The following is a 7,923-nucleotide window of genomic DNA, read 5'->3' on the forward strand; positions in this document are numbered from 1 at the left end:
GCCATGAGCGATAAAGTTACATTCACACTCGATGGCGAACAGGTCACGGCCGAGAAGGGCCTGACCATCTGGGAAGTCGCCAATGGCCGCGGGCTGAAAATCCCGCACCTGTGCCACAAACCGCAACCGGGCTACCGCCCGGACGGCAACTGCCGCGCCTGCATGGTGGAGATCGAGGGCGAGCGCACGCTGGCGGCCTCCTGTATCCGTGAACCCGCTGAGGGCATGGTTGTCACCACCAACAACGCGCGCGCCGAAAATGCCCGCAAGATGGTGATGGAACTGCTGGTGGCTGATCAGCCCAAGCGGGAAGAGGCACGCGATAAGTCCTCTCATCTGTGGGATATGGCGGAGCTGAACGGCGTTTCAGAGTCACGTTTTCCCAAGCTGGAAAAGGACCGCATCCCGCTTCTGGATGACAGCCATGTGGCGATGAAGGTCAATCTGGACGCCTGTATTTCCTGCAATCTCTGTGTTCGCGCATGTCGCGAAGTGCAGGTCAACGACGTGATCGGTATGGCCGGGCGCGGCCACGATGCCTATCCGGTGTTTGATATCGCGGACCCGATGGGCCAGTCCTCTTGTGTGGCCTGTGGCGAATGCGTGCAGGCCTGCCCGACCGGCGCCCTGATGCCCGCCACGGTGATGGATGACAATCAGGTTGGTGACAGCAAGGATTACGACAGCGAGACCGAAAGCGTCTGCCCGTTCTGCGGTGTCGGCTGTAAGGTGTCGCTCAAGGTCAAGGACGGCAAGGTCAAACATGTTGAGGGTATCAACGGCCCGGCAAACGAAGGCCGCCTGTGTGTGAAGGGCCGCTTCGGCTTTGACTACATCCACCACCCGCACCGCCTGACCAAGCCGCTGATCCGCCGCGACGACGCGCCTGCAAAAGGCCTGAACGTCGATCCGGGCAACCTGTCGACCCACTTCCGCGAGGCGACTTGGGAAGAGGCGATGGATCTGGCCGCCAAGGGCCTGATGAAACTGCGCGATGAGAATCCGAAATCGGTGGCGGGCTTCGGCTCGGCGAAATGCACCAACGAAGAGGCCTATCTCTTCCAGAAGTTCATCCGTCAGGGTTTCAAGCACAACAACGTCGACCACTGCACCCGTCTGTGCCACGCGTCATCTGTTGCGGCGCTGATCGAAAACGTGGGTTCCGGCGCTGTGACCGCGACCTTCAACGAGATCGAAAACGCGGATGTGGCGATCGTCATCGGCTCCAACCCGATCGAGAACCACCCGGTTGCGGCGACCTACTTCAAGCAGTTCACCAAGCGCGGCGGCAAGCTGATCGTGATGGATCCGCGCGGCGTCGGCCTGCGCCGGTTCGCCACCGAAATGGTCCAGTTCCGCCCCGGCGCAGACGTGTCGATGCTGAACGCGATCATGAGCGTGATTGTCGAGGAAGGCCTGTACGATCAGGAATACATCGACAAATACACCGAGAACTGGGAAGCGGAAAAACAGCATCTGGCGCAGTTCACGCCTGAGAAGATGTCGGAAATCTGTGGTGTCAGCCCTGAGCAGCTGCGCAGCGTTGCGCGCATCTTTGCGGGCGGCAAGGCGGGTCTGATCTTCTGGGGCATGGGCGTGTCCCAGCACATTCACGGCACTGACAACTCGCGCTGCCTGATCTCGCTGGCGCTGATGACCGGCAACGTGGGCAAACCCGGTGCTGGCCTGCACCCGCTGCGCGGCCAGAACAACGTGCAGGGCGCGTCTGACGCTGGCCTCATCCCGATGTTCCTGCCGGACTATCAGACCGTGACCTCGGATGATGTCCGCAAGAGCTTTACCGATGTTTGGGGCGGCGGCGACTTCTCGAACGAGAAGGGTCTCACCGTGACCGAGATCGTGGACGAGGCTTACGCAGGCAACATCAAGGGCATGTACATCCAGGGTGAAAACCCGGCGATGTCCGACCCGGATGCCGACCACGCGCGCGATGCCTTTGCCAAGCTGGAACTGATGATCGTTCAGGACATCTTCCTGACCGAGACGGCGAACTATGCCGACATCATCCTGCCGGCTTCGGCGCTCTATGAAAAGAACGGCACCGTGTCGAACACCAACCGTCAGGTGCAGCGAGTGCGCCCCGCCGTGGCGCCTCCGGGTGAGGCGCGCGAGGATTGGCAGGTGACTGTTGAACTCGCACAGCGCATCGGTCTGCCATGGGACTACAAGGATGTCAGCGAAGTCTTTGCCGAGATGAAGCTGAACATGAAGTCGCTGAACAACATCACCTGGGAGCGTCTGGAAACCGAGACCATCACCTACCCGTCGCTGCATGAGACCGACCCCGGTCAGGCGATTGTGTTCGGTGACGGCTTCCCGCGCGCTGATGGCCGGGCCCGCTTTACCCCGGCTTCCGTCATCCCGCCGGATGAGGCACCGGATGCAGAGTACCCGATGATTATGACCACCGGCCGCCAGCTGGAACACTGGCACACCGGCTCGATGACCCGCCGGTCCAAGGTTCTGGATGCGGTGGAGCCGGAGGCGAACTGCTCGCTCAACCCCAAGACGCTGCGTGCGATGGGTGTCGAGCCGGGTGACATGGTTCGTCTGACGACCCGGCGTGGTTCGATCGAAATCATGGCGCGGGCCGACCGGGCCATTGCCGAGGATATGGTGTTTGTGCCCTTCGCCTATGTGGAAGCTGCAGCAAACATTCTGACCAACCCCGCGATTGACCCATATGGCAAGATTCCGGAGTTCAAGTTCTCGGCTGTTCGGGTGGAAAAGGTCCAAAGCCAGATCGCGGCAGAATAAGCCGGGACAAGTAAGATCAAGGAGAGCGCGGCGCCCATGGCGTCGCGCTTTTTTGTTTGCCGTCAGGCGAGCAGTGTAATTGCACAGTCGCCCGCAGCGCGGCGCAGCGCGTGGGTGGCAGCAAGATCAGGGTCTGAGATCCATGCCTGCGCGGCGTCGACAGTTGGAAATTCCAGGATGACACCAATTCCTGTTTCGTCCCGCTGGCCTTCGATGACAGTCTGCTGAGGGCTGGAAACCAGCGGCTTGGCGCCATGTTTGGCAAGGGCGGCCCCGGCCTTTTGGCGGTAGGCGGCCATTTTTCCGGCATCTTTCAGGACGAGGTTTACGTAGACATAGGCCATTTCGGCGCTCCTCTTTCGTTTGGTTTTGCAGTGCTTCTGAGATGGCTTGGCGCGGCCCAAGAGAAAACACATGCTTTTGCCTGATTGATGTGCGAAAACGCATGTATGCAGATCAACTGGGATGACATGCGCACGATCCTTGCCCTTGTAAGGGCCGGGTCTCTGGCTGGGGCGGCAGAGATTTTGGCCGTCAGCTACACGACAGTGGCCCGAAGGGTGCAGCGGGCAGAGGAGATGTTGGGCCAAACCCTGTTCGAGCGGCGCCCGGAAGGATACTCGCCGACGACAGAGGCCCGAAACCTGGCTGCGGCAGCAGAGCGGATGGAGGCGGTAGAGCAGGATGCGCTGAGGCAGATTGCCGGCAACGACCGGGACATGACTGGTCCGTTTGTTCTGACCGCGCCACAATTGTTGATCGACACGCATCTTGCGCCGTTCCTCAAGACGTTTTGTGATGACTACCCGCAAATCGACCTCACGGTGCGGGCTACCAACACCATTCTCGATCTCACCCGGAGAGAGGCGGATGTTGCGATCCGCATTTCTTCTTTGCCGGGGGACAATCTGGTCGGACTACGGCTTGCAGATCAAAAGACCGCCTGTTTTGGTCATCCAGACCTGATCAGCGCAGCAGAGGCGGACCCGTCGGCGCGTCTGGATTGGGTGATCTATTCTGGCTACGACGCGCCACCAAAGATTGCCCTGGCAAAATATCCCAACTACCGCATAAGGGCGCGGTTTGATGAAATGACATCACTGATTGCGGCTGCGCGGGCGGGGATGGGCGTCGTCAGGATGCCGGTCTATCTGGGGCAATCCTCGCCTGATTTCGTCGCGCTGCCCGGGGTGCCCGCGCAGGACTATGCCCCGATCTGGGTTCTGAGCCATCCTGATCTTCAGCGTTCGAGCAAGATCTCTGTTTTCAAATCGGCGCTAAAGGGGTTCTTTCGCGACCGGCAGACCGACTTTACCCGACTTTTGCCTTAGGCCATTGCTGAGGATCCGGCAGGCGCCAGGCGTGGCGGGTCATGAAGCGATCGATGTCTCTCTGGGTTGGGTGCACGCCGCTGAAAATATGGATATACGTGGGCATCTGCGCGATCCTGCGATCGTCCTGTTCGCACACCTGCATGGAGAGATAGCCGATCTGGGTATAGATCACGGTTCTCGCACGAATGCGCGCATCGTCAGGCGAAAATCCGTGACGGACAAACATATCCGCAATGGCCTGTTCGCGGCGCTCGTCAGCAAGGTCAAGGCGGTGCTGCAACCCGGCGTCGGTGCGGGCCCAATTGCGGATCGCCAGATCCAGTCGGCCATCAAACAACTCCGGATCAAGCCAGCAGTCGAACAGATTGAACAATGCCTCTGCGATGCCCTCCGCGTAGGCTTCGGTGCGGGTCACGAGATTGCCGGTGTTGCGCTCTTCCCAGCGTCTGACCATCGCTTCCAAGAGTTCGTCCCGGTCCTTGAAGTGCCAGTAAAACCCGGTGCGCGCGACGCCGAGACGTTTGGCCAACGGCATGACCTTGACCGCATCGACACCGCTGTCCGTGAGGACGTCATAGGCAGTGTCCAGCCAGGCCTCGGCGGATGGGGTCGGGCGGGAGAGTGGGGCATCTGTCATATGTGTGGCCTATCAATCGCGTCGCTCGACAGCAAGATTATTGACAGATTTGGCGATTCACTTGACACTTGTGTCAAGTGGGGTGATGCACCAACAGTCGCGCCGTCGCCTCGCGTTGCCCAGAGACCAGACCGCACGGTCACTTCAGGAGACTACCATGTCCAAAGATCCGCTGCTGCAACCCTACCAGCTGAAACATCTCACCCTGCGCAACCGGATCATGACAACCAGTCACGAACCAGCTTATCCCGAGGACGGTATGCCCAAAGAGCGCTATGCCGCCTATCATGCGGAACGGGCCAAGGCGGGGGTGGCGCTGGCGATGACGGCAGGCTCTGCGGCGGTTTCCCGTGACAGCCCGCCCGTCTTCAACAACATCCTTGCCTACAAGGACGAGGTTGTGCCGTGGATCCGCAATCTGACGGATCAACTTCATGAACACGGCTGTGCGGCGATGATCCAACTCACCCATCTTGGTCGACGCACCGCCTGGAACAAAGGCGACTGGCTCCCATCGCTCAGCTCATCCCGTCACCGCGAGCCGGCCCATCGTGCGTTTCCGAAGCTGGCGGAGGACTGGGATATTGCGCGTATCATTTCCGACTTTGCCGACGCGGCCGAGCGGATGAAAGAGGGCGGGATGGATGGGATCGAATTGCAGGTCTACGGCCACCTGTTGGATCAGTTCTGGTCCCCCCTGACCAACGATCTGGATGGCCCATATGGTGGTCAAACCCTCGACAGCCGCATGAAGCTGCCGATGGATGTCTTGCGCGCCGTCCGCGAGAGGGTGGGGGAGGCGTTTATCGTTGGCCTGCGCTACACGGCTGATGAGGCAGAGGCAGGCGGGATTTCCCCCGACGAAGGAATTGAGATCTCCAAACGGCTGGCGGCCAGCGGCATGGTGGATTTCCTCAATGTGATCCGCGGGCGGATCCATACGGACCCGGCCATGACAGATGTGATCCCGGTGCAAGGCATGCCTTCTGCCCCGCATCTTGATTCCGCGGGCGAGGTCAAGCGGGCAACGGGATTGCCAACTTTCCACGCGGCGCGCATTCCGGATGTTGCGACGGCGCGCCATGCAATTGCCGAGGGGCATCTGGACATGGTCGGCATGACGCGGGCCCATATGGCGGACCCGCATATCGTGCAAAAGATCCTGACCGGGCGTGAAGAGGATATTCGCCCCTGTGTGGGCGCCACCTATTGTCTGGACCGGATCTATCAGGCGGGGGATGCGCTGTGCATTCACAACGCGGCAACGGGTCGGGAACTGACCATGCCCCATACCATCAGTCGCGCACAGAACGCCAAGCGGGTGGTGGTGGTCGGCGCAGGGCCTGCGGGCCTGGAGGCGGCACGGGTCGCAGCAGAACGCGGCCATGAGGTGACGGTATTTGAAGCTGCACCGGATCCAGGCGGGCAGGTCCGCCTCACGGCGCAGTCCGCACGGCGGCGCGAGATGATCGGCATCATTGACTGGCGAATGGCACAATGTGCGGCGATGGATGTGCGTTTCAACTTCAACACCTGGGCAGAGCCTGAGGACGTCACTTCCCTCGACCCCGATGTTGTCATCATCGCAACGGGCGGCCTGCCCAACCTCCATCTCTTTGAAACAAAGAGCGAAGCCGCGCATGTGGTTTCGAGCTGGGACATCATCTCTGGCGATGTGACACCGGCGGGTTCAATTTTGATCTACGACGAAAGCGGCGACCATCCTGCCCTGCAGGCCGCAGAAGTCGCGGTTCAGGCCGGGGCACAGGTTGAAGTCATGACACCGGACAGGATGGTGTCACCAGAGATCATGGCGATGAACCTCGTCCCCTATATGCGCAGCCTGCAAGACAAGGACGTTACATTCACCGTGGCCCGCCGCTTGCTCGGAGTGGAGCGGGAGGGAAACCGGCTCAGCGCGGAGATCGGAACCGACTACAGCGCCCATCGCCAGCGCAAGAGCTACGATCAGGTCGTGGTGAACTACGGAACCCTTCCATTGGATGATCTGTATTTCGACTTGAAACCGTTGAGCATCAACAAAGGCGCAGTCGATCAGTCCGCATTGATTGCCGGACGTCCCCAGCCAACGACCGCTGGCGCGCATTCGGGGGCGGACCACACGGGCGGTTTTCAGCTGTTTCGCATTGGCGATGCGGTCTCTGCCCGCAATACGCATGCGGCCATCTATGATGCGTTGCGTTTGATGAAGGATATCTGACATGCGCCTTGGCTTTCTCGGATGCGGCACGATTGCCTCGGCGGTTGTGCGCGGGCTTGCGGGCAGGGGACACGACATAACCGTGTCAGAGCGCAGTGAGGCGACATCGACGACCCTGGTGTCTCTCTATCCCGAGGTCAGCAGAGCCCCCAATCAACAGGTGATCGACCAAAGTGATGTCATCTTTCTGGGTCTGATGGCAGAAGGGGCCGGGCAAGCCCTGCAGCAACTGCGCTTTCGCGAAGGTCAGCAGGTTATCTCCTTCATGGCGGGCATGGGCCTTGAGGATCTCACGGATCTCGTCCGCCCCGCAGCAGCGCAGGCTGTCATGATGCCTTTTCCCGGTATCGCGCAGGGGGGCTCTCCCATCATGGCGCTGGGTGATATTGCGCTCCTGTCGGCGATCTTTGAGCCGCGGAACCGGATCTTTCCCCTTTCTGATCAGGCAGAGCTGGAGGCCTATCTGGCTGCTCAGGCCGTTTTGTCCCCTGTTGCACGTTTGATTGCAGATGCGGCCTCCTGGCTGGCCCCGCAGGTCGACGATCCACAGGCGGCAGAGGCGTTTTTGCGGATGTTGGTGTCAACCAGCCTGGAGGCCTCCTCCGCAGAGACGCTCATCGTGGCTCTCAATACTCCGGGTGGCTATAACCAGCGCCTGCGTCTTCATATGGAAGGCTGCGGATTGCGCTCTGATCTCGAATCCGGCCTGTCTTCCCTCCACCCAGGTCGTTGAGTGATTGGTTTTGGTGGTTTGGGGGGCTGTGATTTGGGTGACTCGGCTGATTTGGCTGTGGGTAAGTCGGGGTGTGCTGTGGGTAAGTGGTCGGGCGGCGACCTTTGGGGGGATTTTGGCGGAAAATCGGGTCAGGTTTGCTGACTTTATTGCCGTGTAACCAGTTGTTTTTATTGTATTTTGAATTTTTCTTGACGGAAGGCCGCATTTTCCTACATTT

The 7,923-nt window shown here is 60.2% G+C and carries 6 protein-coding genes; 4 read left to right on the forward strand and 2 right to left on the reverse strand.

What is annotated here, in order from left to right:
• Positions 1-3: 3 nt before the first annotated feature.
• Positions 4-2,778 carry a formate dehydrogenase subunit alpha gene (fdhF, locus tag KUV39_RS15875; RefSeq protein ID WP_222460278.1) on the forward strand — a complete coding sequence of 925 codons (2,775 nt, stop codon included), beginning with the start codon at positions 4-6 and terminating at the stop codon, positions 2,776-2,778.
• Between the two features lie 62 nt (positions 2,779-2,840).
• Here the strand turns inward: fdhF and KUV39_RS15880 are convergent, their stop codons facing one another.
• Entirely contained in the window at positions 2,841-3,122 is a 282-nt protein-coding gene (locus tag KUV39_RS15880; RefSeq protein ID WP_222460279.1) for a DUF1330 domain-containing protein, read from the reverse strand.
• Positions 3,123-3,227: 105 nt separating this feature from the next.
• Here KUV39_RS15880 and KUV39_RS15885 point away from each other — a divergent pair, with 105 nt between their 5' ends.
• A complete protein-coding gene (locus KUV39_RS15885; RefSeq protein WP_222460280.1) occupies positions 3,228-4,109 on the forward strand; it encodes a LysR family transcriptional regulator in 882 nt (293 codons plus the stop codon).
• Here KUV39_RS15885 and KUV39_RS15890 read toward each other — a convergent pair.
• Positions 4,090-4,749: a TetR/AcrR family transcriptional regulator gene (locus KUV39_RS15890; protein WP_222460281.1), complete on the reverse strand. Its 660-nt coding sequence runs from the start codon at positions 4,747-4,749 to the stop codon at positions 4,090-4,092. The two genes, KUV39_RS15885 and KUV39_RS15890, sit on opposite strands and share 20 nt — an antisense overlap.
• Positions 4,750-4,906: 157 nt before the next feature.
• On the opposite strand from KUV39_RS15890, the gene KUV39_RS15895 reads away from it, so the two are divergent.
• Positions 4,907-6,970 carry an NADH:flavin oxidoreductase gene (locus tag KUV39_RS15895; protein WP_222460282.1) on the forward strand — a complete coding sequence of 688 codons (2,064 nt, stop codon included), beginning with the start codon at positions 4,907-4,909 and terminating at the stop codon, positions 6,968-6,970.
• Between the two features lies 1 nt (position 6,971).
• On the forward strand, positions 6,972-7,703 hold the full coding sequence (locus tag KUV39_RS15900; protein ID WP_222460283.1) for an NAD(P)-binding domain-containing protein: 732 nt from the start codon (positions 6,972-6,974) through the stop codon (positions 7,701-7,703).
• Positions 7,704-7,923 lie beyond the last annotated feature (220 nt).

It is taken from the genome of Phaeobacter italicus (genome assembly GCF_019801785.1).
Taxonomy (GTDB): Bacteria; Pseudomonadota; Alphaproteobacteria; order Rhodobacterales; family Rhodobacteraceae; genus Phaeobacter; species Phaeobacter italicus.

Coding starts and splice junctions, on each gene's coding strand:
- KUV39_RS15885 (WP_222460280.1), top strand. CDS start 3,228: ATGCAGATCAACTGGGATGACATGCGCACGATCCTTGCCCTTGTAAGG.
- KUV39_RS15890 (WP_222460281.1), bottom strand. CDS start 4,749: ATGACAGATGCCCCACTCTCCCGCCCGACCCCATCCGCCGAGGCCTGG.
- KUV39_RS15880 (WP_222460279.1), bottom strand. CDS start 3,122: ATGGCCTATGTCTACGTAAACCTCGTCCTGAAAGATGCCGGAAAAATG.
- KUV39_RS15900 (WP_222460283.1), top strand. CDS start 6,972: ATGCGCCTTGGCTTTCTCGGATGCGGCACGATTGCCTCGGCGGTTGTG.
- KUV39_RS15895 (WP_222460282.1), top strand. CDS start 4,907: ATGTCCAAAGATCCGCTGCTGCAACCCTACCAGCTGAAACATCTCACC.
- fdhF (WP_222460278.1), top strand. CDS start 4: ATGAGCGATAAAGTTACATTCACACTCGATGGCGAACAGGTCACGGCC.